21 protein-coding genes are annotated in these 23,885 nt (G+C 66.8%); 6 read left to right on the forward strand and 15 right to left on the reverse strand.

The window, feature by feature from the left end:
* Positions 1-56 precede the first annotated feature (56 nt).
* The 3 genes from ACZ75I_RS16055 to ACZ75I_RS16065 form a co-directional block, all read right to left on the reverse strand.
* Positions 57-635, reverse strand: a complete 579-nt coding sequence (locus tag ACZ75I_RS16055) for an LON peptidase substrate-binding domain-containing protein (protein ID WP_005419042.1) — start codon at positions 633-635, stop codon at positions 57-59.
* Entirely contained in the window at positions 632-1,996 is a 1,365-nt protein-coding gene (gene mpl, locus ACZ75I_RS16060; protein WP_472958287.1) for a UDP-N-acetylmuramate:L-alanyl-gamma-D-glutamyl-meso-diaminopimelate ligase, read from the reverse strand. The genes ACZ75I_RS16055 and mpl overlap by 4 nt, the downstream gene beginning before the upstream one ends.
* Before the next feature lie 328 nt (positions 1,997-2,324).
* Positions 2,325-2,888, reverse strand: a complete 564-nt coding sequence (locus ACZ75I_RS16065; protein ID WP_005419045.1) for an adenylate kinase — start codon at positions 2,886-2,888, stop codon at positions 2,325-2,327.
* Positions 2,889-3,024: 136 nt separating this feature from the next.
* On the opposite strand from ACZ75I_RS16065, the gene ACZ75I_RS16070 reads away from it, so the two are divergent.
* Positions 3,025-4,281, forward strand: a complete 1,257-nt coding sequence (locus tag ACZ75I_RS16070; RefSeq protein ID WP_005419049.1) for a 6-phosphofructokinase — start codon at positions 3,025-3,027, stop codon at positions 4,279-4,281.
* Positions 4,282-4,398: 117 nt separating this feature from the next.
* On the forward strand, positions 4,399-4,788 hold the full coding sequence (locus tag ACZ75I_RS16075) for a DUF488 domain-containing protein (protein WP_180870916.1): 390 nt from the start codon (positions 4,399-4,401) through the stop codon (positions 4,786-4,788).
* Positions 4,789-4,860: 72 nt separating this feature from the next.
* Here the strand turns inward: ACZ75I_RS16075 and ACZ75I_RS16080 are convergent, their stop codons facing one another.
* Positions 4,861-5,364: a hypothetical protein gene (locus tag ACZ75I_RS16080; RefSeq protein ID WP_180870918.1), complete on the reverse strand. Its 504-nt coding sequence runs from the start codon at positions 5,362-5,364 to the stop codon at positions 4,861-4,863.
* Between the two features lie 308 nt (positions 5,365-5,672).
* Between ACZ75I_RS16080 and ACZ75I_RS16085 the strand changes: the two genes are divergently transcribed.
* Positions 5,673-7,700 carry a sodium-translocating pyrophosphatase gene (locus tag ACZ75I_RS16085; protein ID WP_346477029.1) on the forward strand — a complete coding sequence of 676 codons (2,028 nt, stop codon included), beginning with the start codon at positions 5,673-5,675 and terminating at the stop codon, positions 7,698-7,700.
* 95 nt (positions 7,701-7,795) lie between these two features.
* On the opposite strand, the gene ACZ75I_RS16090 is transcribed toward ACZ75I_RS16085, so the two are convergent.
* Entirely contained in the window at positions 7,796-8,263 is a 468-nt protein-coding gene (locus ACZ75I_RS16090) for a YbaN family protein (protein WP_180870922.1), read from the reverse strand.
* 31 nt (positions 8,264-8,294) lie between these two features.
* A complete protein-coding gene (locus ACZ75I_RS16095) occupies positions 8,295-8,882 on the reverse strand; it encodes a biliverdin-producing heme oxygenase (RefSeq protein WP_134968685.1) in 588 nt (195 codons plus the stop codon).
* Between the two features lie 107 nt (positions 8,883-8,989).
* Between ACZ75I_RS16095 and ACZ75I_RS16100 the strand changes: the two genes are divergently transcribed.
* Positions 8,990-9,247, forward strand: a complete 258-nt coding sequence (locus ACZ75I_RS16100) for a DUF2789 domain-containing protein (RefSeq protein ID WP_005410930.1) — start codon at positions 8,990-8,992, stop codon at positions 9,245-9,247.
* Positions 9,248-9,343: 96 nt separating this feature from the next.
* Here the strand turns inward: ACZ75I_RS16100 and ACZ75I_RS16105 are convergent, their stop codons facing one another.
* The 5 genes from ACZ75I_RS16105 to ACZ75I_RS16125 all read right to left on the reverse strand — a co-directional run bounded on the left by ACZ75I_RS16105 (position 9,344) and on the right by ACZ75I_RS16125 (position 15,121).
* The gene (locus ACZ75I_RS16105) at positions 9,344-12,262 is read right to left on the reverse strand and encodes a TonB-dependent receptor (RefSeq protein WP_180870929.1); all 2,919 of its coding nucleotides are present in this window, start codon (positions 12,260-12,262) and stop codon (positions 9,344-9,346) included.
* Between the two features lie 251 nt (positions 12,263-12,513).
* The gene (locus ACZ75I_RS16110; RefSeq protein WP_472958289.1) at positions 12,514-13,449 is read right to left on the reverse strand and encodes a FecR family protein; all 936 of its coding nucleotides are present in this window, start codon (positions 13,447-13,449) and stop codon (positions 12,514-12,516) included.
* A 104-nt stretch (positions 13,450-13,553) separates the two neighbouring features.
* The gene (locus tag ACZ75I_RS16115; protein WP_180870933.1) at positions 13,554-14,054 is read right to left on the reverse strand and encodes an RNA polymerase sigma factor; all 501 of its coding nucleotides are present in this window, start codon (positions 14,052-14,054) and stop codon (positions 13,554-13,556) included.
* 84 nt (positions 14,055-14,138) lie between these two features.
* Positions 14,139-14,594 (reverse strand): hypothetical protein, encoded by a 456-nt coding sequence (locus ACZ75I_RS16120; protein WP_082783378.1) that lies wholly within the window; start codon positions 14,592-14,594, stop codon positions 14,139-14,141.
* Between the two features lie 35 nt (positions 14,595-14,629).
* Positions 14,630-15,121, reverse strand: a complete 492-nt coding sequence (locus ACZ75I_RS16125; protein ID WP_061480508.1) for a hypothetical protein — start codon at positions 15,119-15,121, stop codon at positions 14,630-14,632.
* Positions 15,122-15,305: 184 nt separating this feature from the next.
* Between ACZ75I_RS16125 and ppa the strand changes: the two genes are divergently transcribed.
* Both ppa and ACZ75I_RS16135 read left to right on the forward strand, forming a co-directional pair.
* Complete coding sequence (ppa, locus tag ACZ75I_RS16130; RefSeq protein WP_005410935.1) at positions 15,306-15,842, forward strand: inorganic diphosphatase; 537 nt, start codon at positions 15,306-15,308, stop codon at positions 15,840-15,842.
* Positions 15,843-15,994: 152 nt separating this feature from the next.
* Entirely contained in the window at positions 15,995-17,116 is a 1,122-nt protein-coding gene (locus tag ACZ75I_RS16135; RefSeq protein ID WP_049413685.1) for an HDOD domain-containing protein, read from the forward strand.
* Between the two features lie 59 nt (positions 17,117-17,175).
* Here ACZ75I_RS16135 and ACZ75I_RS16140 read toward each other — a convergent pair whose 3' ends face one another.
* From ACZ75I_RS16140 to ACZ75I_RS16155, 4 genes are all read right to left on the reverse strand, one after another.
* A complete protein-coding gene (locus ACZ75I_RS16140) occupies positions 17,176-17,385 on the reverse strand; it encodes a hypothetical protein (protein WP_061479547.1) in 210 nt (69 codons plus the stop codon).
* A gap of 169 nt (positions 17,386-17,554) precedes the next feature.
* Entirely contained in the window at positions 17,555-20,401 is a 2,847-nt protein-coding gene (locus tag ACZ75I_RS16145; protein ID WP_061479548.1) for a TonB-dependent receptor, read from the reverse strand.
* 49 nt (positions 20,402-20,450) lie between these two features.
* Positions 20,451-21,350, reverse strand: a complete 900-nt coding sequence (locus ACZ75I_RS16150; RefSeq protein WP_154351385.1) for a helix-turn-helix transcriptional regulator — start codon at positions 21,348-21,350, stop codon at positions 20,451-20,453.
* Between the two features lie 115 nt (positions 21,351-21,465).
* A complete protein-coding gene (locus tag ACZ75I_RS16155; protein ID WP_065196437.1) occupies positions 21,466-23,784 on the reverse strand; it encodes a winged helix-turn-helix domain-containing protein in 2,319 nt (772 codons plus the stop codon).
* Positions 23,785-23,885 lie beyond the last annotated feature (101 nt).

The following is a 23,885-nucleotide window of genomic DNA, read 5'->3' on the forward strand; positions in this document are numbered from 1 at the left end:
GGGTAGCGCCGGGCCATGCCCGGCGGAGGTAGATCCACGAGACGCGTGGATGGCTGCTACGGCATCCAGCCCAGCAGCTGCTGCAATCGCTGGTGCGGGTCGTCCATCTGCAGCAGCTGAAGGCGCTGCTGCTCGCTCAGCGGCAGCAGCTCGGCCAGCCGCCAGCCGACCCAGCTGGCCTGGTCCAGCAGCGCCGGATTGGCCGGCGCATAGGCCTCGCCGGCCTGCTCGATGATGTGCCCCAGCACCGTGGCCAGCAGTGCATGCTGCGGCCGCAGTTCGTCATCGGGGTCTTCCTCGCACCAGCGCACATCAGCCACCACCAGGCCGTTGTCGCGCACGCGGGTGCGCTCGACATGGAAGCGACGGGTACCGCGCAGGCGCAGCTGCAGCACGCCGTCGGCGCCGACATCGAAGTCTTCGATGCGTACCTGCACGCCAAAGGCGGCCGGTGTCGCCGGTGCGCCGACCTCCTCGCCCTCGAGGATCAGGCAGACGCCAAATCCCTCACCACTGCGGCCGCTGTCGCGGACCAGGTCCAGATAGCGCCGCTCGAACACGCGCAGGCCTACCGCTGCACCCGGTACCAGCGCGGTGTGCAGCGGGAACAGCGGCAGCGAGCCGTCGCCGCTCATCGGGCCTGCAGCGCGGCGAGGAAGCGGCGCGGGGCACCGTCGAAGCCACCGTTGGACATGAATACCACGTGGTCACCGCTGCGCGCGCTGGCCTGCAGCTGCGCCAGCAATGCGTCGGTATCGGGCACCGCGTGGGCTTCGCCACGCACCGCGGCGATCACCGCCGCAGCATCCCAGGCCAGTTCAGGGCGATGCAGGAACACCACTTCATCGGCCAGCGCCAGCGAGGGAGCCAGCGCCTGCGCATGTGCGCCCAGCCGCATCGAGTTGCTGCGCGGCTCCATCGCGACCACGATGCGCGCATCACCCACCTTGGAACGCAGGCCCTCCAGCGTGGTGGCGATCGCAGTCGGATGGTGGGCGAAATCGTCGTAGACGGTGATGCCGTCATGGCTGCCGATCACTTCCATGCGGCGCTTGACGCTGCGGAAGCGCGCCAGCGCCGGGATCACGTCGGCCGGGGCCACGCCTACCGCGTGCGCGGCGGCCAGCGCGGCCAGACCGTTGAGCACGTTGTGGCGGCCCAGCAGCGACCACTGCACATCACCCAGCGCCTGCCCACGATGATGCACGCGGAACGCGCTGCCGTCGGCAGCCAGCAGCTCGGCATGCCATTCCAGCGCCGGATCGAAGCCGAAGCGCTCGACCGGGGTCCAGCAGCCCATCGCCAGCACTTCGGCCAGGTACTGATCCTCGCCGTTGACGATCAGCCGGCCACGTGCGGGTACGGTACGCACCAGATGGTGGAACTGGCGCTGGATCGCGGCCACGTCCGGGAAGATGTCGGCATGGTCGTACTCAAGGTTGTTGAGGATGGCCACCAGCGGCCGGTAGTGCACGAACTTGCTGCGCTTGTCGAAGAAGGCCGTGTCGTACTCATCGGCCTCGACCACGAACTCGCGGCCCTGGCCCAGGCGGGCGGAGACACCGAAATCCTCGGCGACACCGCCGATCAGGAAGCCCGGCGAGCGGCCTGCACTTTCCAGCAGCCAGGTGAGGATGGTGGTGGTGGTGGTCTTGCCGTGGGTACCGGCCACGGCCAGCGTATCGCGGCCCGGCAGCACCTGCTCGGACAGCCACTGCGCGCCGGAGATATAGCGCTGGCCGGCATTGAGCACGGCTTCCACGGCGGCATTGCCGCGCGACAGCGCGTTGCCGATCACCACCTCGTCGGTGCCGGCCGGCACGCTGTCGGCACGGTAGCCCTGGTCCAGTGTGATGCCCAGCTGTTCGAGCTGGGTCGACATCGGCGGGTAGATGGCCTGGTCGCTGCCGCTGACGGAATGCCCAAGTTCCCGCGCCAGGGCGGCCACGCCGCCCATGAAGGTGCCGGCAATTGCAAGGATATGTACGCTGCTCATGACCGAGGATTGTGACCGATGACGGCTGTATAGGGCCAATGTCCGCTATCGGGTAAGACAACCCCTACACGGGATGTGAGAAAACTCCAATCAGCTGTCAGGGAATTCCCGATAGCGATGTTCTGTGAACCCGGACACAATTCGAACTGCCAGCCGCAGTACCCGAACCGGTCCTACTCCCCAAGAGGCCATCCCCAAGGGAGCTCATACTGCGGGGCCCTGAGCAAGCCCTTCGCTGGCGCCTATCAAACGACACAGGCCTGATCCTCGCGGACCAGGCCTGTGTTTTTTGCGCCCGAAGGACCGGAAGCATGCCGGCCCCGCCGGATCAGGCCTTGATCGCTGCCAGGATGCGGGCTTCGATCTCGTCCAGCTCACCGACGCCATCGACGCGGGCCAGGGTGCCACGGCCGGCGTAGAAATCGACCACCGGGGCGGTCTGGTCGTTGTAGACCTGCAGGCGCTGGCGCACCGCTTCCGGGTTGTCATCAGCGCGGCCCTGCTCCTTGGCGCGGCCGGCGATGCGGTCGACCAGCAGCTCGGTGGGCACATCCAGCTGCACCACCGCGTCCAGCGGCTGGCCGATCTTGGCCAGCAGGCCATCCATCGCATTGGCCTGGGCCACATTGCGCGGGTAACCATCGAGGATGAAGCCCTTGGCGACATCAGCCTGGGTCAGGCGCGACTCCAGCATGCCCAGCAGGATGTCGTCCGACACCAGGTTGCCGGCATCCATCACCGTCTTGGCCTGCTTGCCCAGCTCCGTGCCGGCGGCGATTTCCGCGCGCAGCATGTCACCGGTCGAAATGTGGGCGATCCCCAGCTTTTCCTTCAGGCGCGTCGCCTGTGTCCCCTTGCCCGAACCGGGCGGTCCCAACAGAACCAATCGCATTGACCTGACTCCAACGTGTTGAAAACAAAGAAAGTTCGCGTCCCGGACGGTCCGGTATCGCTGCACCGCAATAGCGCCACTTTACCGCATCCGGGTAATGTCCCTGCAATGTCCCCTCCCCCGAGCAGGTAGAAGCATGCGCAACGGTACTCTCCTTTATGCCCAGTCCGGCGGTGTCACCGCCGTCATCAATGCCACGGCGGCAGCGGTGATCGAGCAGGCCCGGGCCAAGGGCATCAAGGTCCTGGCCGCCCGCAACGGCATCCTCGGCGCGCTGCGCGAGGAGCTGATCGACACCAGCAGGGAGAGTGCCGCCGCGATCCGCGCCCTCGCCCATACCCCGGGCGGCGCCTTCGGCTCGTGCCGGGTCAAGCTGAAATCGCTGGACGCCGACCGCGCCCGCTATGACCGCCTGCTGGAGGTGCTGCAGGCCCACGACGTGCGCTGGTTCCTCTACAACGGCGGCAACGACTCGGCCGACACCGCACTGAAGGTCTCGCAGCTGGCCAAGGCCTCCGGCTACGACCTGACCTGTATCGGCGTGCCCAAGACCATCGACAACGACCTTGCCGTTACCGACACGTGCCCCGGCTTCGGCTCCGCCGCCAAGTACACCGCGGTCTCGGTGCGCGAAGCAGCACTGGACGTGGCGGCGATGGCCGAAACCTCCACCCGTGTCTTCATCTACGAAGCGATGGGCCGCCACGCCGGCTGGCTGGCCGCCGCCGCCGGCCTGGCCGGCAACGGTGATGACGAAGCGCCGCACATCATCCTGCTGCCCGAACGCGCCTACGACGAGGCCACGTTCCTGGCCAAGGTGAAAGCCGTGGTCGAGCGCGTCGGCTACTGCGTGGTGGTGGCGTCGGAAGGCATTGCCACCGCCGATGGCCGCTTCGTTGCCGATGCCGGCGGTGGCAAGGACTCGTTCGGTCATTCGCAGCTCGGGGGCGTGGCGGCGCACCTGGCCGGCCGGGTCAAGGATCAGCTGGGCCTGAAGGTGCACTGGGCACTGCCCGATTACCTGCAGCGCTCGGCCCGCCACCTGGCCAGCAGGACCGACTGGGAGCAGGCGCAGGCAGTGGGCAAGGCCGCGGTGCAGCTGGCACTGAAGGGCCAGAATGGCGTGATGCCGGTGATCGTGCGCAGCAGCGATGCACCCTATCGCTGGAAGATCGAAGCCGCGCCGCTGTCGAAGATCGCCAATCACGAGAAGAAGATGCCGGCTGGTTTCATCCGCCGCGATGGCTTCGGCATCACGGCCAGGGCACGCGCCTACCTGTCACCACTGATCAAGGGCGAAGCACCGCTTCCCTATGGCACCGATGGCCTGCCGAAGTACGTCACCCTGAAGAACGTGGCGGTGAAGCAGAAGCTGCCGGCCTTCGAAGGCTGACCTGAAAAAGGGGACGGAGGGGATTAAGTCGCATACGCCCCTCTGTCATCTCCAACAGCATCAGCAGTGGGTCGGATACGACTTAATCCCCTCCGTCCCCTTTTCATGGAGGTCATCATGGCACTGCGTGTTGTTCGACTCGGTACGCCGCGCCAGCCCGGCGAGGGACTGCGCATCGGCACGGTGCGGCGGCCGCCGCGCGGCGTGCCGCGCAGCGAGTTCGCCCGACAGGACTGGTACGACGTCTGGTTTCCGACCCTGTCACCCAGCGCGGAGCTGGTGAAGCGGGCACATGAGGCAACGACGGCGACCGATTGGACCGCCTTCTTTCGCCATTACAAGGCCGAGATGAAGGCGCCCGATGCCACCCACGCGCTGGACCTTCTGGCCGCGATGTCACAACACAGCGACATCAGTGTGGGCTGCTACTGCGAGGATGAAGCGCACTGCCACCGCAAGGCATTGCGCGAGCTGCTGGTGGCGCGGGGGGCAATGCTGGCGGATTGATCAGCCGGATGCCGGCCAGCGGCCGGCACTACCACGCGTGAATGACGGCGTGGGCGCAGCGCCCGCGCCATCTCAATTGCAAGCCTTGCCTTCCATCTGCAACTGCGCGGCGAACATCGTCACCTGCGGAATCTGGCCGGCGGCGGCCTGCTTCTTCGCCTCTTCCAGATAAATGCGCGATTGGCCCTGCCCGTCCAGCTCGACCTTGTGGCTCGACGGCAGGCGCCACACCCGGACCACCGCCTGCTGCGCCGGGCACGCGGCATTGGGCACGCGGATCACATCATTGAGCTTCCAGCCCTTGTCGGCACTCGGCTGCGCCTTGCTGTAATCGACGAAGCGCGCGCGTGGCTGGCATTGCTCGCTGGTCCGGACGGCGGAGAAGCGATATGGCGCGGCGGCATCACCGGTGAACGCACCTTCCAGCCGCGCGCAGGCCTCGGGGATCTGCCGCAGCGTATGCACCGCGCCCACCGCCTGCGGCGCACCGACCGCACGCTGCAGTTCCGGCGTTTCCGCAGCAAAGGCCGGTGCGGCCGGGACCAGGGCGGCAAGCATCAACAGGGACAGGCGCATGGGGGATCTCCTACGGGGCTGTGCGCAGGCTTGCAGAGGCTGCCTTAACGGGGTGCAAAGGCCGTTGGCTCGCCAATCATGCCCAGGGCCCGACGGCATGCGCCGCGGCTCCCAGGAACCAGTCGAGCATGGCTCGACTCTACAAGTGGCGGCACGCATACTGCAGGCACCAGGGAATGCTGAACACCGCCATACGTCGGACGACCGCCAAGGTCGGTACGGGTTGGTTCCAGGCTGCAGCCCGTCGTCCCCCTCTTGGTGCCGTTCATCGCCACTGGATGCCTACATCCATTCTGCGGAGGGGTCTAATGCTGGAACGTCACGGGCTGTCACTGGCGCTGGGCTGCGCCATTCTCGCGATCCTGTTCGGAATCGTCTCGGCGCGCTGGATCCTGCGCCAACCCACCGGCAATGCGCGCATGATCGCGATCGCCACCGCGATCCAGGAAGGTGCGCGTGCCTACCTCAACCGCCAGTACCTGACCATCGGCGTGGCCGGCGTGGTGCTGTTCGTGCTGGTCGGCGTCTTCCTCAGCTGGTACACCGCGATCGGCTTCGCGGTCGGCGCGGTGCTGTCCGGCGCGGCCGGCTACATCGGCATGAACGTGTCCGTACGCGCCAACGTGCGTACCGCAGAGGCGGCGCGCCATGGCATCAGCGCGGCGATGGACGTCGCCTTCCGCGGCGGCGCGATCACCGGCATGCTGGTGGTCGGGCTGGGCCTGCTGGGCGTGGCCGGCTACTACGCACTGCTGCTGCGCATGGGCCTGCCGATGGCACAGGCGCTGCACGCGCTGGTCGGCCTGGCCTTCGGCTCTTCGCTGATCTCGATCTTCGCGCGATTGGGCGGTGGCATCTTCACCAAGGGTGCCGACGTCGGCGCCGACCTGGTCGGCAAGGTCGAAGCCGGCATTCCCGAAGACGATCCGCGCAACCCGGCGGTGATCGCCGACAACGTCGGTGACAACGTCGGCGACTGCGCCGGCATGGCGGCCGACCTCTTTGAAACCTATGCAGTGACCGTCATCGCCACCATGCTGCTGGGCAGCCTGATGCTGGCCGAAGCCGGTGCCAATGCCGTGCTGTATCCGCTGGTACTGGGCGGCGTGTCAATCATCGCTTCGATCATCGGCGCGCTGTTCGTCAAGGTGAAGCCCGGCGGCTCGATCATGGGCGCGCTGTACAAGGGCGTGATCGTTTCCGGCGTGCTGGCCGCCATCGCCTTCTACCCGATCACCACCGGACTGATGTCCGACAACGTGCATGGACCGACGGCGCTGTATGGCTGCGCGCTGATCGGCCTGGTCCTGACCGGCCTGATCGTGTGGATCACCGAGTACTACACCGGCACCCAGTACAAGCCGGTGCAGCACGTGGCGCAGGCCTCGACCACCGGCCACGGCACCAACATCATTGCCGGCCTCGGCATCTCGATGAAATCCACCGCGCTGCCGGTGGTGGCGGTGTGTGCGGCGATCTGGGGCGCATTCGCACTGGGCGGCCTTTACGGCATCGCCATTGCCGCAACCGCCATGCTGTCGATGGCAGGGATGATCGTCGCCCTCGATGCCTACGGCCCGATCACCGACAACGCCGGTGGCATCGCCGAAATGGCCGAGCTGCCTTCGGAGATCCGCGACATCACCGATCCACTGGATGCGGTGGGCAACACCACCAAGGCCGTGACCAAGGGCTATGCGATCGGCTCGGCGGCGCTGGCGGCACTGGTGCTGTTCGCCGACTACACCCACAACCTGCAGGCAGCCAATCCCGGCCAGGAATTCCGCTTCGATCTCAGCGACCACACGGTGATCATCGGCCTGTTGATCGGCGGCCTGATTCCCTACCTGTTCGGTGCGATGGCGATGGAAGCGGTCGGCCGCGCGGCAGGCGCAGTGGTGGAAGAAGTGCGCCGCCAGTTCCGCGAGATCCCCGGCATCATGCAGGGCACCGGCAAGCCGCAGTACGACAAGGCGGTGGACATGCTGACCCGCTCAGCGATCCGCGAAATGATCGTGCCCTCGCTGTTGCCGGTCGCCGTGCCGGTAGTGGTCGGCCTGCTGCTGGGGCCGCGCGCACTGGGCGGCCTGCTCATCGGCACGATCGTCACCGGCCTGTTCGTGGCCATTTCGATGACCACCGGCGGCGGCGCCTGGGACAATGCCAAGAAATACATCGAGGATGGCCACTTCGGTGGCAAGGGCAGCGAAGCGCACAAGGCCGCGGTGACCGGCGACACTGTTGGTGACCCGTACAAGGACACCGCCGGCCCGGCGATCAACCCGCTGATCAAGATCATCAACATCGTGGCGCTGCTGCTGGTGCCGCTGCTGTAGATCCACGCGACGCGCGGATGGCAGGCTTGACAGGGTCGGATCCCTTTCCTGCGGAAAGGGATCCGACCCCGATGGCGGCCACCGCCCGGGCCCGGTCAGCAGGCAGCATCGTCTCGGGTTCCAGCGGTATCGGGGGATGCGGCGCGGCGGCGGGCCGCGCGAGGATCGTTGGCGTCGTCCACTTCCACGACCGGATTGGGCTCCGGTCGCGGTGCCGGCCGGCTGAGCACGTAACCGGCGCTGGCGGCAAAGAACAGGCCCACGCCAAGCAACAGGCGCCACGACGGATGCGCGCCCCAGCAGTACAGGGCAAAGCCCGCTGCCATGCCTGCGCTGGCAAACGCCTTGCCCTTGCCCGACACGGCGCCCTGCTCGCGCCACAGCCGCAGCGACGGGCCGTAGCGTGGATGCGCCAGCAGGCGCTGCTCGAACTTCGGCGAGCTGCGCGCGAAGCAGCCCACCGCGAGGATCAGGAAGATGGTGGTCGGCATGACTGGCAGCAATGCGCCGATCACCCCGAGGCCGACCATCAGCCAGCCCAGCGCGAACCAGAGCCAGCGCATCAGCGCTGCACCTGTGGGCGCGCGCCGCGCATCAGGCGAATTCCACTTCGACGTGGCGATGCACGCTGCGGAACGCAGCGTCGGCTGCATCGATCACCTGCTGGTCCTGCTCGGCACTCAGCGGCACCGCGTCCAGCGCAGCGGTGAACTCGCGCCAGTGGCGCGCTGCGCCATCGGGATGGGCGGCCAGGTGGCGGGCGCCGAAATCACGGTTCAGGCCGAGCTTGGCCGCCATCTTGTACAGGATGGTGCCGCCCAGATTGGAGCCTTCGGCCACGTACAGCCAACCCAACGCAGTCGGCAGCGCGAGGTCCGAGGGCAGCGCGTCGATGTCCGCGCCCGGGAGCGTCTGCTCCAGATCCTGCAGGTCGCGCGCGACCTGTCTCAGTCGGCGGCGCGCGCCCAGATCGGGCAGCAGTGCGCCCAGCGCAGGGTTGGCATACAGCGCATCGATGCTGCGGTGGAAGCGATACTGCACGCGCAGGAAACGGGCGAAGTTGCTGCGATCGGCGAAGATGTCACCGGCCATGATGCGCTTGTCCAGCGCACCGTGGCTGTCGCGGGTGGCGGCCTTGAGCCGCAGGCTGCGGCTGTCTTCGGGAGCGATGTGTGCGTTCATGGGGGAATGCCAGGAGGGTCGTCCTGCTGTAGACGTCTGCCACGGGGCTTTCCCCAAGGCCGTCTACACCGATAATGGGCCATCCCCTTGTCCATCCGGAATCGACGATGATCACCACCGAACCGCGCATGACCAACCTGTTCCTGCAGCTGGGCCTGGACGCCAGCGCCGAGGGCATCGCCCGCTTCATCCGCGAGCACCAGCTGGCCACCGACGTCGAAGTGGTCGAGGCGCCGTACTGGAATGATGCCCAGCGCCAGTTCCTGTCCGAGTCGCTGCAGGCCGATGCGGCATGGACCACCGTGGTGGATGAGCTGAACGAGTCGCTGCACGAAGATGCGGTGAAGGCGTCGAGCGGGCTGTAAGTGCCCTGATGGGGGCGCCGGGCATGGCCCGGCGCTACCGTTGTCTCGCGCTGGGGTCAGAGCCCTTTCCGCAGGAAAGGGAGCCGACCCCGCAGATCAGTACTTCCAGGTCAACGCCAGCCGTGCGGTGCGACCCGGCGCCGGCATCACGCCCAGGGCCAGCGGGTCCAGGTAATAGCGGTCGGTCAGGTTGTCCACGCCGGCTTCCACCGACAGCTGGTCGTTGAAGCTCCAGCTGGCGAACAGGTCGACCAAGGTGTTCGGCCGGTACAGCTGCTGGATCGCCGACAGGCCCACGTTCCAGTCCTTGTCCAGCTTGCTGATCGGGCCAGCGTTGTGGACCATGCGGGTGCCGAAGGTCAGGCGCTCGTCGAACAGGCGCGAGCCCAGGGTCAGGTTGACCATGTAGCGCGGCGGGTTCTGGGTGTTGGTGTACGACCCCTCGAAGCCGCCGTCCACGCAGTTGGGCGTGTGGGCCAGCTCATCGTTCCTGCGCTGTGCGCCATAGGCCCGGCGCTCGGCGGCGATGTCCGGCGCGCAGGTCTTGGCTTTGAAATAGTAATGCGCGGACAGGTCGGCGAAGACCTTGCCGCTGTCATAGCTGGACTGGAATTCCATGCCCGAGACCTTGAACTGATCGACGTTGCGGATCAGGCCGGCCGACAGCGTGCGGTAGTCACGGGTGATCAGGTCGTCGATGCGGGTATCGAAGTACGACAGCTTCAGCGCCAGGCGGTCGCCGGCGGTGAACAGGTCGTAGCGGAGGGTGCTGGCACCGATTTCCCAGCTGCGCGCACGCTCCGGCTTCAGCTCACCCACCGGCTTGGCGGCGGTGAACAGGCCCAGCGTGGTCTCGAACAGGCTCGGCAGCTTGGTGCCCTCGGCGTACTTCACATAGACCAGGGTGTCTTCGCTGAAGCGGTAGGCCACGCTGGCAGTCGGCGAGAACGCGGTGTCACGGCGGCGGATCGGCGGCGACCAGGTCCAGCTGACCGGCACTTCCAGATCCTGCGGTTTGCCGGCGTCATAGAAGTTCCACCCACCGATGTCGCCCACCGTGCCCTTCTTGTACGGCGAGGCCAGCAGCGATTCCTGGGTGAAATTGCCATTGGCATCCGGATACCAGTTCAGCAACGCGATGCGCTTGGCGCGCCACGAGGGCAGTGCCGGGTTGCCGTTGAGCAGCTCGGTGTAGCGGTACTGGCCCTGCACCTCATAGGTATCAGGCGTGGCCAGGCGGTTGCGGTCATGCACCTCCACGCGGTTCCAGCGGCCGCCGGCCAGCAGTTCCCAATGCTCATCGGGCTGCCACTTCAGCGAGGCCACGGCGCTGTATTCCTTGCGCTCGGCGTTGCGCAGGAAGCGGTTGTTGACCAGGTCGTCGTGCTTGATCGGGCCCGAGCTGCCCGGGGCGATGTCTTCGTCGCTGTAGGACAGGCCGTAGTCGAGCGTGAACGCACCGGCGCGGGTGTCGAACGTCGAGGTGTTGCTGGCATCCAGGTTGAAGCGCTTCTGCCGCAGCGGGTTCCGGTAGGCATCCTTGTAGCCGGGATCGCCACTGAAGCTGGGCGCGTCGTACCACTCGGTGCGGCGGTCGAAGTACCACGGGGTGATGCCGGTCAGGCTGTTGTACATCACGCTGTCGGTGTCGGTGTAGGCGGCATTGATGCGCAGGTCGACCAGATCGCTGTCCGGATTGAAGCGGTAGCGCAGGGTGTAGCTGTCCATGTCGACGTGGCCCGGGTCCCACTGCGGAATGCGATCGCGGTCGACGCGGATGATCTGCGAGGCCATGATCTCGCCGGCGGTGCCTTCGTAGCGGCGGTAGCCCGCTTCCAGCGTCTGCGCATCGTCGATGCGCCAGGTGCCCTTGAGCAGCGCCGACTTCGAACGCGCCGAGGTATTGAAGACCTCGGTGCGCGGCGGATTCAGCGGCGCCAGCGTACGACGGGTCTGCGGGAAATCATCGTAGCCATGCCGGCCCGAGAAGTAGTTGCCGTTGTCCCGGTAAGCGTAGGCGGCGACCAGGTCGAAGCGGTCCCAGTGACCGGCACCGGCCACGTTGAAGAACTGGCTGCCGGTGGCGCTGCGATCGGTGCGCGGTGTCGCACTGTAGGACGGCAGGTTGTTGGCACTGCCATTGGCCAGGCCACCGCGCACGCGCACCCCGAAGTCGCGCCCCTCGCGCAGCACGTCACCGATCTTCAGCGTCTCCATCTCTACCATACCGCCGATGCCACCGGAGGCGTTGGCCTGCAGGCTCGGGCCCTTGGTGATGGTCAGGCTGGAGATCAGGTCGGGGTCGAGGTAGGTGCGCTGTGACTGGCCCGCATAGCCGCGGTAGGTATCCATGCTGGACTGGCCACCGTCGATGATCACCGGTACGCGGCCCTGGCCCTGGATGCCACGGATGTTGACGTCGAAGCCATTGCCGACGCGCGGATCACCGGCGGTGACACCGGCCACACCCTTGACGATGTCGCCGTTGGAGGTGCCGCGAAAGCGCTCCAGATGCGCGCGGTCGAGCGTGGTGGTCGAACCCACGCTGCGGTAGCTGTCGAGCAGGCGCGCTTCATCGTTGTTCGCACCGCTGTCGACGCGGTCGCCGGCCACACTCAGCGTGCCGGTGACGATCACACCGCTATCGGCCCGCACCGGCGTTGCTGCCTCCAGAGTGACCGCATCGGCGCTGACCCGGCGCACCGCCACGCCGCTTCCCTGCAGCAGGTGCTGCAACGCCTGGTCGGCCGACAGGCTGCCGCTGACCGCGTGGGAGGTTGCGCCGTGTGCCAGCGATGCGGGGTACACCACCTGCACGCCGGATTGGCGCATGTAGCTGCGCAGCGCCTCATCCAGCGGTTGTGCAGGAATATCGAAGCGCAGTACGGCCGCGTGGTCGCTGCGGGCGCTCTGCGCCAGTGCGGGTGGCGTCGTGCTGGCCAGCCCGGCGGCAAGCAACGCAATGCACAGACGGGACGGGCGCAGTACGCGGCCCGAGCGGTGGGAGTCGAACATGGAAGAACCTGTCAGGTAATCGGTGCCGCGAACGCGGCGTCATCCGCAACACGGGCGGACACGGCGACGTACGTGGCGACGGCGGGTACGTTCGCCGGATAAGACGGCTGGGCACGCGACAACCCCAAGAGCGATTTGCGGTCGCAGGGGATGCCGACGGTGCGCGGTGGTTGCCGACCGTTGGTCGGCCGGTGGCGGTGGGTGCCGACCGTTGGTCGGCACAGAGACGCTCATCCACGCGTGGCGTGGAGCTACTGCACGATGGCGACGCCGAATGGAAGACGAGTAACCTGAAGACCTGCCGTTGCCGCCAGTGCATCCAATGCCTGCTCCGGGCGGTCGATGCGTAACGCAGCACTCACTGCAGGCAGACGTGACAGATCAACGCGCACGAAGGTCGGCCCCGCGCGATAGCGCCCCACCCACTGCACGGCATCGGCGACGCTGGCCTGCTCCAGCAGCAGCTCGCCCTGGCGCCAGGCGCCGACGCTGTCGGCGGTCACGTCAGCCCGTCGCATGACCCCGCCACGTTCAGTATAGACGGCACGCTGCCCCTGCTGCAGGTAGGTCCAGCCACCGTCGGCCGGGCTGGCCACGCGCACCCTGCCCTGCCCAACCTGGGTTTCCACCCCCTCGTCTCCACGCGCCACGGTGAACGCGGTCGAGATGTCCTCGACCAGGCCGTTGCCGGCGCGCACGCTGAAACGCCGCTGTGCATCCGGGCTTACCTCGAACCAGGCGCGCCCGCGCAGCAGCTCGACCTCGCGGGCGTTCGCATCGAAGCGCACGGCAATCGCACTGTCCGCATCCAGCACCGCCCGACTACCATCGGGCAGCCGCACGTGCTGCACCTGATGCGTGCTGCGATGATCGGACTGCAGGCGCAGCCACGCCTCCGGCCATGCCACCAGCATCGCCAGCATTGCCGCCACAGCCATCGCCCAGCGCAGTCGATGCGGCCGACGCCGTCCGCTGGCCCCGGCGGCCTGCGGGCGCGGCCCGACACTGCGCCACAACGCGCGCTCATGTTCGAAGGCCCTGCGGTGCCCCGGCTGTTGCAACCAGTGCTCGAACGCCTGCATGCGTGCATCGCTGATGTCACCCGAGGCCAGCCACGCGATCCAGTCCCGGGCCTGTTCGGCCAGGGCATCGTCATTGGCGGCGGGCTGCATGTTCGGCGGGCTCATCGGCTGGCGGACAGGCGCATTCAAGCGCAGGCGGGGGAACTGGACCGCATCCACGGTCCAGTGATCAAGACGTCTGCGCGAAGGCCAGCCCCAAGCCGGCGCGCTCATCGACCGCTGCGCGCCCAGGCCAGGCGCTGCAGCGCGGAGCGAACATGATTCTCGACGGTGGTCACCGACACCCCCAGGCGGCGTGCGATCTCGGCCTGGGTGAGGCCCTGCAGGCGGTTGAGCCGGAAGATGGTGCGGGTCGGCTCCGGCAGGTGACCCGCCGCATCGAGCACCCGCTGCAGCTCATCCTGTGCCATGGCCTGCTCCTCGGTGGAGATCACCTCGTCGGCCCCCCACAGGTAGTGGTCGGCCAGCAGCCGGTTGCGGCGGCTCGATTCGCGGCCGTGGTCAGTGGCAAGGTTGGCGGCCAGCCGATACAGATAGGCCCGCGGGTTGCCGATCGCCTGGCTGTCACCGACCCCACGGGCCTTGAACCACACCGCCTGGATCACGTCCTCGGCGCCGCTGTCCCCCCCGAGGATGCGCTGCACCCGGCGCAGCAGCGCTGGCCGCTCGCGGATCAGCAGCTCAGTGAGGGAGGCAGCATTGGAGGACATGCGCGGAGCCGGGACGACAGACGGGAGGCACCGCGCATGCTACTTCGGTAATGCGAATAAGTCACATTCGTATCGTTACCGGGGCTACAGGCAATCAACCAGTGCGTCGTACGTATTGGCAGTCGTGCCGGGCAGCGGCGCGTGCAACGCATCGAACCCCTCCCCCGTTTCCCACACCTGCAACAGGGTTTCCAGGCGTGTTCCGGTTGCCAGCGGCAGCACGCAGGCATAGCGTCCGCGGTTGACCGTGATCAGGCCGCTGGACTTTACCCTGGTGTTGCTACCGGCGAAGGTCCATACACACTGGACAACCACCCCCGTGGCCTGGTCCACGGAACAGCGCAGGCGCATGGCCCACAGATTGATGTACTCGCCCTCGCAGAAGGTATCGCCACATACCTCATCGAAGCCACGCACCAGTTGCCGCTCGGCAGCAAGGAAACGCTCGTGGCCGCCCCCCGGGCCGGCGTAATCCCGCGCATCGACGAACGCAGGCGCAGCCTGCGCGACACCGGCGCACGGCAGGCTGACAGACAGCACGCCACACAACAGCCAGCATCTACGGAAGCTCCCCATCAGCCCACCCTCCCCTGCGTGCGCAGGCATTCAGGCAGCCCATCGAAGAGACCATGGCCAAGCCCGGGCAGAGGGGCGATCAGGCCACCCGGCGCTTCCAGGGAGGCGTAGAAAGCGTCGACGGGCACCCCGGGCTGCATTTCGACCGGACAGACCCAGCTCCCGTTGTCGATCCGCACGTGTCCCGTGTCGGGCTCAACCTCCAGCTCGCTGGCGGCCACCACCCAGACACAGCGCTGCACGGTGCCGCGGTGGGCGAGCACGGCGCAGCGGAACTCCATCACCCGGTAGTTGCTGTAATCACCTTCACACAAGGTGTCGGCACACCATGCGGCGAATTCGCCGGCGACCGCGTCCTCCAGCGCAAAGGCACGGTCCCATCCGGCCTCGTCGGAGGGATAGTCAATCAGGTTGACATGCAACCCGCGCGCGAGCGCGGGCAGCGGCGCCAGCAGCAGCAAGGCACAACAGCCCAAGCGGTTCCAGTTCATGGCAAGTCTCCTTGGCAAGGACGTCCAGCCTGCCGCGGGGAGCGGGTCGAACCCATCGGGAAACCCCGCCCCACCCGCTCCGCCAGGGGCGGGCGCGCAGGTCGGCCCAGCCCTACCCTGCACAGCGCCCGGCAAAGGCATAAAATGGTGAGCTATCCGTCTATATCCCCACCTGGAGCACACCATGGGCCTGGAACTCGTCTCGCCCGGCAAGAACCCGCCGGAAGAAATCAACGTCATCATCGAGATCCCGAAGGACTCGGAGCCGGTGAAGTACGAAGTGGACAAGGAAACCGGCGCGATCTTCGTCGACCGCATCCTGTCCACCCCGATGCGCTATCCGTGCAACTACGGCTACGTGCCGAGCACCCTGTGTGGCGACGGCGATCCGGCCGACGTGCTGGTGGTGCTGCCGCTGCCGCTGGTGCCGGGCTCGGTCGTGCGCTGCCGTCCGGTCGGTGTGCTGAAGATGAGCGATGAGGCAGGCAGCGACGAGAAGATCCTCGCCGTGCCGGTCTCGAAGATCTTCAGCGGCTACGCCCACGTCGAAGACATCGCCCAGGTCTCGAGCCACTGGCTGGAGCGCATTGGCCACTTCTTCGAGCATTACAAGGACCTGGAGAAGGGCAAGTGGGTCAAGCTGGACGGTTGGGGTGGCGCCGCTGAGGCCAAGCAGATCCTGATCGAGGCGCACCAGCGCCATCTCGACAGCAAGGCCTGAGCCTGAACCGGATCGCTCCGGCGATACCCCGCCGGAGCGATGCGGGTCACGTTTCATGATGACGGCACATCACTCTTGCTGCCGTATTAGGTAAATTGCGTCACTTCACACGTCATCGACATCCATCGTCGAGACAGCCAGGGGAATGTGTCGTGCGTATTCTGCTTGTTGGGGATGCAGCCAGCCTGCCGGCTGAGCTGACCGAATTCATTGCCGATCTTGGGGAAGACTGGCAACCGCTGACCGCCGCCGATGGCCAGACCGCGATGACTGCGGTGGCCACGCAGGGCGTGGACGCGGTGATCGTCTGCCCGCAGTTGCCCGATCTCAATGCCACCACGCTGCTGGGCCAGATCCGGACACTGCGCCCGGAAACCATCCGCATCGCGCTGGTCGATGCACACCATGGCAACCGCCCGCCGCCGGCGCGCCTGATCGGTGTCGCCCACCGCTTCCTGCCGCTGCCGCTGGCACCGGAAGTGCTGCTGGAGGCATTGACCAGCCTGGAAGAACTGCGCGAAGTGCTGGACAGCCCGCGCCTGCGCGATGCCATCGGCCGTATCGAGAAACTGCCATCGCCACCGCACCTGTACCTGAGCCTGACCCAGGCCCTGGAACATGACGACGATACCGACAGTGCCGATGTGGCCAAGCTGGTCGCCGCCGATCCGGCCATCGCGGCCAAGGTGCTGCAACTGTCGAACTCGGCGTTCTTCAGCCAGGGCCGCACCATTGCCGACCTGCGCACCGCGGTCACCCGGCTGGGCCTGGCCACGCTGCGTGACCTGGTGCTGGCCAGCGAAGTGTTCTCCGCGCCGACGCTGTCGGCTGCCGAGCGCAACTCACTGCAGCAGCGCGCCCTGCTCGCCTCCCGGCTGGCCGCACGCCTGCTGCCCGAGTCCAGCGCCGAACTGGGGGCGACTGCCGCACTGCTGGCCGACATCGGCCTGCTGCTGCCCGGTGTGCGCAACGAGCGCAGCGAGCCCGCGCTGGCCGGCGATACCCGCCCAGGCCATGCCGAGGCCGGCGCCTACCTGCTGGGCCTGTGGGGCCTGCCGATGCCGATCATCGAAGCGGTGGCATTCCACCTGCAGCCGCAGCGCGCCAACACCCGCAGCTTCTGGGTGACCGGCGCGGTGCACGTGGCCCTGGCGCTGGTCAATGGCGATCCGGTGGACGAGGACTACCTGCAGCGCGCAGGCGTGCTGAACAAACTGCCGCAATGGCGCGAGCACGCCAATGCACTGATGGGACTGGTGCCCAGCGACGCCTGAGCGTGCTGGATGATGTCCTGACGACAGAGGGCGCACCCACACGGTGCGCCCTTTCCATGTCAGCGGGTACCGCAGGCATCCTGCACGCAACGCCGATACTGCGACTCGCAGATGACCGGTGACTTGCCACTGGCCAGGCACTGCTGGCGGAACTCTTCGCAATAAAGCCCGCCACCACAGACCCCGAGGCCCTGCGCGAACACCGCGCCCACCAGCGTCGCATAGATCAGTACAGCGGCTGATGCCTGGCGCAGCAACGTGTTCTTCATATCCCTCTCCACATGCAAGCGTCCGGTATTGGACCTCCTGACTGTGTCGATTGCGACACGACAGGACCGTGACTGCGCTCACCTTCCAACAGTTTCCGGAATTCCCCTACAAAAAAGAGGGCGGACCTTGCGGCCCGCCCTCCCCGTGTTGCTACCGCACTTCGATGGATCAGAAGCGCTGGGTGTACTTCATGTACAGGAAGCGACCCACATCGAAGCCGCCGTAGTAGGCGAACGCCGAGTTCGGAGCCGAGTACTGCAGCGGACCCTTGTGGTCGAACACGTTGTTCGCACCCAGGGCGATCGTCGCATCCCACGGCGCCTTCCAGCTGACCTGCAGGTCGTGGAAGGTGTTGGAGCCGGTGTGACGCAGCGGATCGGTTTCGCCATTGGCCATGTGGTTCGGCGCATCGCACCAGCCATCAGCCAGCGAGATGCAGCTTTCCTTCATGCCGGAGTAGTAGCGCGCGGTGTAGTTCACACCGAAATCGCCGTACTGCCAGTTGACGCCCAGGTTCGAACGCACGCGGAACAGGCCCGGCTCGCCGACGCGGCCGATCATGATGTTGTCACCCGCGCTGTTCTGGCCCTGCTCGTCGTACTTGGCGGTGTAGCTGGTGGTCCAGTCGATGCTGAACTGACCGATGGCCAGTTCCGGCAGGCGGTACTTGATGCCCAGGTCGTAACCTTCGGTTTCCATCTTGCCGAGGTTGGCGGTGCCGTAGGTGATCGCACTGACGTGGCCGTCAGCCGCACGGGTCACGCTCGAGCAACGCTCGGAGTTGCCCAGCACGTAGCAGTCACGCAGGATGCGGTCGACGCTGTCAGCGATGATCATGTCGCTGATTTCGTACTTGTACCAATCCAGCGAGACGTCCAGGCCCTGCACCCAGCGCGGGCTCCACACCAGGCCGAAAGTGGTGCTCTTGGAGGTTTCCGGCTTCAGGTTCGGGTTGGCACCCGAGACGAACTGGTCACCCGACTGGCACGGCAGGGTCGAGCACGGCAGGTTGCCCTGGCCCAGCTGCACATAGTTGGCCGGAGCGCCAGCGGCGGTGCACGCGGCATTGCCGGCAACGCTGCCCGGGGCGTTCACGCCGCACGGATCGATGTAGGACTCGAAGCTCGAGCTCAGGCCACCGTACAGGTCGCTGATGGTCGGAGCGCGGAAGCCCTCGGCGTAGGTGCCGCGGACCAGCAGTTCATCCAGCGGACGCCAGGTCAGGCCGAACTTGCTGTTGGTGGTGCCACCGAAGTTGCTGTAGTCCGAGTAACGGCTGGCAACGTTCAGGGTCAGCTCCTTGGCGAAGGCCATGTCGGCCAGCAGCGGCACGTTCAGTTCGAGGTAGACCTCGTTCAGATCGTACTGGCCGCGGGTCGGCTTCTGGCCCAGGCCGGTGGACTGGCCCGACTGCGCGAAGGCGTCCGGCACGTAATTGCCTTCTTCCTTGCGGTGCTCGACACCCAGCGCGAAGCCCAGGTCGCCGGCCGGCAGGGTCACGATGGAACCGGACAGGTTGGCGGTGAAGCTGGTGGTCTTGGTGACGCCGCGGGTGGTGAAGGTCGGGAACAGGAAGTCCTGCAGCTCCTGGTTCGCCAGCGAACCCTGGCCATCAACACCGTACGGCAGCAGCGGGTTCCACGGGCGGCAGTCGCCCAGGATCGGCTTGGCCGAGGTGCCGCAGCGTGCAACGCCGCCGGCATCGATGAACGACGGGCCCAGGGCCTGGCCTGCAGCGATCAGGCTCATGTCGCCGCGGTTGCTCTTGATCGACTCGTTGCGGTTCCACAGCGCGCCGACGTCCCAGTCGAAGGTCTTGCCGCCCAGCTCGAAGAAGCCGGTCAGGGTCGGAGCGAAGCGCAGGGTCTTCAGCTGGCTGTCAGTGGTACGCGGCACTTCCCACAGGCGGCGACGGAAGCTGACGTCCTGGCCGACCGGGTTGAAGGCGCTCGAACCCTCCAGCGGGGTGCCGAAGGAGTTGGACTGGAACGGGTAGCCGGCGATCTGCTGGAACGTCTGGCGCTCGTTGTAGAGCACGTCGGTGTTCAGGCTGATCGAATCGGTGAAGTCGTACGTGCCGTTGATGTAGACCGACTTGCGCTTCACACCGGTCAGCAGGGTCATCTGCTCGTTGGAGTTGGCGAATTCGTCCGGCGTAATGACATGGTAGTCATTCGGGTTCTTCGGGTTGCCGCCGGCGTTCAGGGTCTTCCAGACAGCCTGCTTGGAGTCGCCGCAGTTGACCTGGGTCGGGTTGCACCAGCTGCCGTTCTGGCTGATCGGGCTCCAGGTGGCCGAGGTCGAGTTCGGACCCAGCGAGCCGTCACGGCTGTACCAGCGGTCCTTGGCCCACACCGGGTCCTGCTTCGAGTACTCGGCCGACAGGGTCAGGCTGCCGCGCTCGCCGCGGGCACCGAGGGTCATCGAATAGGTTTCGGTGTCGCCGTCGCCCTTGCCGTACTGGCCGACGTAGACGTTGGCTTCGCCGCCGTCGAAGTTCTTGCGGGTGATCACGTTGACCACGCCGGCGATGGCGTCGGAACCGTAGATCGACGAGGCGCCGTCCTTCAGGATTTCGATGCGCTCAACGGCCGACATCGGGATCTGGCTCAGATCCTGGTAGCCCGCAGTGGTTGCGCCCAGACGCTTGCCGTTCATCAGCACCAGGGTGCGCTGGGCGCCCAGGTTGCGGATGTCGACGTAGTAGCCGCCCACGTTCTCGCCCGAAGCCAGCGACTCCGAACGCGAGATGGCCGGGGAGCCGGCCGAGGTCAGGTTGTTCAGCACGTCGGCGACGCTCGAGAAGCCCTGCTTTTCCAGGGATTCGCGGGTCATCGTCAGGATCGGCTGCTGGGTTTCCACCGAGGCGCCGCGGATGCGCGAGCCGGTGACCGAAATGCGGTCCAGATCGGTGGTGCCCTTTGCTTCCTGGGCGGAAGCAAAGGCCGGCGCCAGCGCCAGCGCAATGCCGGCCGGCAGCAAGCCGAACCGCACTGCGGGATTACGAACGTTCATCAATCTCTCCAAGGTACGTGTTAGCAGCGTGTTAAAACACCCCAGCACGTTACGATTGCGTTGCAGCGCTGTATTTGCGCGAACCAACCGGAGACTTTGCGGATTGTGGCGGGAGCAAGCCGCCGTTCTCCCTGAAGCGCGATGCGGACTGGCCGTAGCGGGCGCGGAACGCACGCGCGAAGCTGCAGCAGTTGTCGAAACCGCTGGCGGCAGCGACCTCGCCCACCATCATGTCGGTGTCGCGCAGCAGATCAGCGGCGCGTTCGAGGCGCAGTCGTGCCGAAAGCGACTGCGGGCTTTCCTCGTACAGGCTCTGGAAGGTCTTGGACAAGTACCAGCTGGAGAAGTTGGTCAGCTCGGCCAGTTCGCCGATGCGCACCACCCGGTGGCTGTTGCCTTCCAGATAGAGGCGCGCGCGCTGCATGCGGCCGAACACCTGGCGCTTGCGGCTGCGCGAGCGGCCCGGGCAGCGCTGCACGTTGTCGGCCAGGCCACGCTGCAGGCCCGCGAGGTGCAGCAGCAGCGGGCGCAGGGCCTGCGCCGGCTGGCCGCTGGCCAGCGCATCGCGCCACAGGCGCAGCGCCACGCGGGCATCAGTACGGTTCATCCGGCCACGACCTGCATACAGGCCGCAGTCGGCCATCTCGGTCAGCACGCGAAGCGCTTCGATGTTCAGGTTCAGGCCGACGCACAACCCGTTGCGACCGGCCTGCACCAGCGGCCGCGATTCCTTCTCGAAGGCGATCCACTCGCCCTGGCGCAGGCGGAAGCGCCCTTCCTTGGCCTCGACCCACGAGCTGCCACGCACCTGCATCCAGACAGTGAAGCTGGAGCCGGCGGTCTGCAGGCTGCCCAGCCGGGCCACGCCCAGGCAGGTCGGTGCGACTTCGTCGAGCGACCGGTCCAGGGAAACAGTTTGGCCGCGATCGGCCAGCGAGAGTTGACGCATGGGGGCACCACGGATTTGCCTAGTACAGGACTCCGTTTTGCCAAATCAGGCGGCACCGCGTCAGGAAGGTCCGACGAGATCGCCACGAATTCGCGACGAGATCCCGACGAAGAAATTACGAAGGCCCGTTTCCCTTGAACAACAACAACTTGGAGAATGCGGGAAACAGTGCAGGCGGGCGTTCGGGCAACCGCATCACGCCGATGTCAGCGCCATCGCTGACCGCCATCGCCACGAACAGGTCCTTTCCGTCGGCGCTGGCACTGAGCCCGTTGCCGGCGCTGAGCCGTTCTGCGTCCAGGCAGCGTTCCGCCTCCTCGCGGCCGGGCTGGATGCGCACGAAGGTGGTGCCACACGTTGTAGAGGTACCGAGGTAGCCGATGCCGCTGTTGCCGGTCACGGTCCAGGCCCGGTATCGCCAGCGGCTGGGCCGGTCATCGCTGATCTGCTGCACGCTGGCCGGGGACAACGCGGCATCCGCCGACCACAGGCCACCGGCGGCCAAGCGGGTGAACAACACGCGGCCACTGCTCCGGTCAAAGCGCGCCTGCGACACCCCATCGATGCTGGCCAAGCGGCGCCAGGGCTGGACGCTGCGATCGAACAGGCTCAACCGCGTGCGCTGGTCGGCATCGCGCTCGACCACAAACAGCTGCTGCGGCGAGGCGCCATACAGTGCCTGCAACGGCTGTTCGGCCGGAACCGGCAAGGGTTGCAGGCGTTCATCGCGTGGCGCGATTTCATAGAGCACCGTGCGCCCATGCGCATCGCGGCCAACCACCAGCAACTGCCGGCTGTCGGCCGACCAGTCCGGCGCCTGCCGCGCTTCCGGCCGCAGCCCTTCAATGGGACGCAGCGAATCCGGTCGCTGCATGTCCGCCCACCACAGCGCGAAGCTGCCGGAACGATCGGAGGTGAAGACCAGCTGGCGGCCATCAGGCGCTGCCATCGGCTGTCCATCGCGGCCACTGGAGGCGAACAGGCGCTCGGGCGTGCCGCTGCCCTGCATCGGCACCTTGAACACGCCGAACTGCGCGCGCCGGTGGACGAAAGCCAGCATGCCACCGCGTCGCGACACTGCCGGCCACTGCGCATCATCCAGGCCGGCATCGCGCAACGTGTGCCGCTCGACATCCAGGTAATAGAGCCGCGCCTCGCTATCGACACGACGACCGAAGACGATGGTTCGGCCATCGTCCAGCCAGGCCCAGCCGCGCAGCTCTGCCGCTTCATCGGTCAACTGCTCGGGCGTACCGCCCGCGGCCGGCACCCGCCACAGATCACCCAGCTGAGGGTTGCGCACGAACACCAGCCATTGCCCATCGGGCGAATACCGCGGTGCGTAGTCGAAGTCATCCTCATCGACGCTGTAGGCCAGCGCGCGCCACTGGCCACTGGCCAGGTCCAGCACACGGATGCCACGGTGCGCGTAGCGACCGACCATGCTGCCGAACACGAGGCCACGCCCATCTGGCGTCCAGTCGAAACTGAGCAGCTCCGTGCCATCGCAGCGTGTGGCCTGGCGCAGTGCGCCACCGGTGGCGCTGGCGATCAGTACCTGGCAGCCGCCGTCGGCGGAGAACCGCGCGAAGGCGATTTCGCGGCCATCTGGCGACCAGTTCGGGAAGCGATCGACGGCACCGGCCGGTGGCGCCAGCAACTGGCGCGCCGGCGCGTTGCCGGAGGTCTGCAGCTTGATCGCGCCACCGCCGTTGCCATCCTCGTTGGCGCCCTCATAGGCCACCAGCGAACCATCCGGTGACAGCGTGGGATAGGTTTCAAAGCCGCTGGTCGCGGTGATCAACCGATACGGCCGCTGCGGGCTGCCGATCACCCGCGTACCGTTCTCCACGGCAGCCTCCACCGGCGAACTGCCGGCCGGTGCACGGCGCAGCAGCAGCGTGGTCAACACCAGCAGCGTGGCCAGCATCAACACGCCCAACGCCAGCAGCACGCGCCGACGGATATGGCGCCAGCGGCGGCGCGCTGCCTGTGGATGCGCAGGCAACGCAGCAGTGGTCACCGGCTGCGCGGCCATGCCTTCGTCGTCAGGGACGCCTGCGGCCACGGGCTCGGCATCGTCCAGCACCTGTACCGGGACCAGAAGCCGATAGCCGGTCTTGGCGATGGTTTCGATGTAGGCCTGGCCGTTGTCGTCGTCGTTGCTGAACGCCTTGCGCAGCTGGGTGACGGCCTGGGTCAGCACATCGTTGGTCGGCAGCGTGTCCGGCCATACCTCGGCGAACAACTCGTCGCGGGTGACAACGCGGCCCGGCTGCCGCAGCAGCACGCGCAGCACGCCTAGGGCCTTCGGCGTCAGCCGGCGCGGGCGACGCGCGCCGACGACCTCGACTTCGCGCGAGGACAGAGTGACGGTGCACTCTCCTATCCGTATCCGATCGGATACCGGGGGCTGGATTTCGCTGCTGTTCATTTTCTGCTACACAGTAGAGACAGGTCCCGGGCAGTGTTGCCTTCGATACCGCCCCGTCCTGGGAACAGCGAAAAGCCAGACTCCGCACAAAGCATCGGCGC

Source organism: Stenotrophomonas sp. X, assembly GCF_055721025.1.